Origin of the sequence: Streptomyces sp. AcH 505, assembly GCF_000818175.1 — a bacterium.
Taxonomy (GTDB): domain Bacteria; phylum Actinomycetota; class Actinomycetes; order Streptomycetales; family Streptomycetaceae; genus Streptomyces.
Genome location: NZ_JTIY01000001.1, coordinates 871891 through 873566, shown reverse-complemented (window position 1 = coordinate 873566; position 1676 = coordinate 871891). Strand labels below are relative to the sequence as shown.

1 protein-coding gene is annotated in these 1676 nt (G+C 73.8%); it reads right to left on the bottom strand.

Annotated elements, in window-relative coordinates; translation table 11 throughout:
- Window positions 1-286: 286 nt before the first annotated feature.
- Complete coding sequence (locus HY68_RS44730; RefSeq protein ID WP_052457008.1) at window positions 287-1384, bottom strand: PQQ-binding-like beta-propeller repeat protein; 1098 nt, start codon at window positions 1382-1384, stop codon at window positions 287-289.
- Window positions 1385-1676 lie beyond the last annotated feature (292 nt).

Here is a 1676-nt window from a genome sequence, read left to right as displayed (position 1 = left end):
TGCGCCGCCCGGTGGCTCGGCGACGGCGGTCGAGGCGAACGGCACCGCCGCCAGCACGGTCGCGGTGGCCAGCGCCGCCGTACAGACGGATCGCAGAAGTCTGCCTGACACGTCATCACCTCCGGTTGCGGTTCGGAGTGTCCAGTCCTAGGTGATGATGATCCGATAAGTGGGGTGATTGGCCCGTATGTGGGCAGTACGGCGCAACGGAGTCACCCCGGGCGGGCCGATATGTATGTCATACGGCGTGGCGGCTGGCGGCCGGGACACCGGCCTGCGGACCCGGTCAGCCCAACGGCAGCAGATAGAACATCCGGTCGCGTCCGACGACCACGTCCTTGCCTGCGGCCAGGGCACGGTACGGCGCCGGGGCCACGGGTGCGGGCGCGGGTGCGGGCGACTGGCTCGGGGTCCCGCCCGCGTTCTGGAACTTCCACAGCCGGCGGCCGTCCGCCGCGTCGAACGCGGTCAGCTGCAGACCGTCCCCCGCGAGCAGTGTCCTGCCGCCGGCGACCGGCGTCACCGCCGGCACCCCGCTCCACACGGCGGCCTCCGTGGACCGCTTCCAGCGCGCCTCGCCGGTGGCCGGGTCGATCGCGTACACGTCCTGGAACCGGTTGGCGACATACAGCGTGGAGCCGTCGACGGCCCCGGTGCCGAAGGCCAGCGGCGCGGTCCCCGCGGCAGCGGCCCTGCCCTTCAGCAGCCAGCGCCGCTTGCCGTTCCCCGCGCCGACGGCGTACAGATCGGCGCCGGCGGCGCCGAACAGCAGCCCGGTGGCATCCCCCGCCACGGCCCCGTGAGGTGTCACGGCGCCCAGCACCTTGGACCACTTGCGGGCGCCCGTGGCCCGGTCGAAGGAGTGGAACATCGAGTGGCCCTTGGCCGCCTTGAGTTGGGCGGGCGTGAGCGACGCGCTGTCCTGGCGTACCACGATCTCGTCGGGCAGCAGCGCGACGAGCTGGTACCTCGGGACGTGCGGCGCACGGCCGTTGGAGACGGCGGCGCGCCACAGCAGCTTGCGTCCGGTGACGTCGTACGCGAACAGGTATGTACGGACGGCCGGTTTCGCGGCCGTACCCGTCTTCGCCGCGCCGGTGAGCCAGACGACCGAACCGGACTGACCGGTGATCCCGGACAGCTCCAGCTCGCCGCCGTCGGCGAGTTGGTCCGCGAACGGGACGTGGTGCCGGACCGCTCCGTCGACCGGCGAGAGCCAGCGGAACTCGTCGGCCCCGACGACGAAGACGAGCCCGTCGGGTGTCGGCTGCGCCCGTAGCACCGAGCCTGCCTCGGGCCGCTCCCAGCGGGCCCGCCCGGTGTGGACGTCGACCAACGTGGTGGCGGCGGACGCCGTCAGGACGAGATACCGGTCCTGCAGCACGGCCGCGCTCGCCTCTGTTTGGTGCTGGTACGCCCACCGGGGCTCCGGCGGTACACCGGGAACAGCGACCCGCCGCGGGGCCGGCTTCGCCTTCGCGGGAGCGTCCTCCCCACCCGAGGCGAAGGCCAACACCCCGCCCCCGCCCAGCACAAGTCCAGCAGCCCCGGCCAGCACCCCGGTAAGCAGAGAACGCCGGTCCACCCGCGCGACCGCGGGCCGGGTGGCGGGCGGGCGGGCAGGCACGGGCGGCGGAGTCGGCCGAGCGACGGGAGGCGGCCCGGCGGCCGCGTGG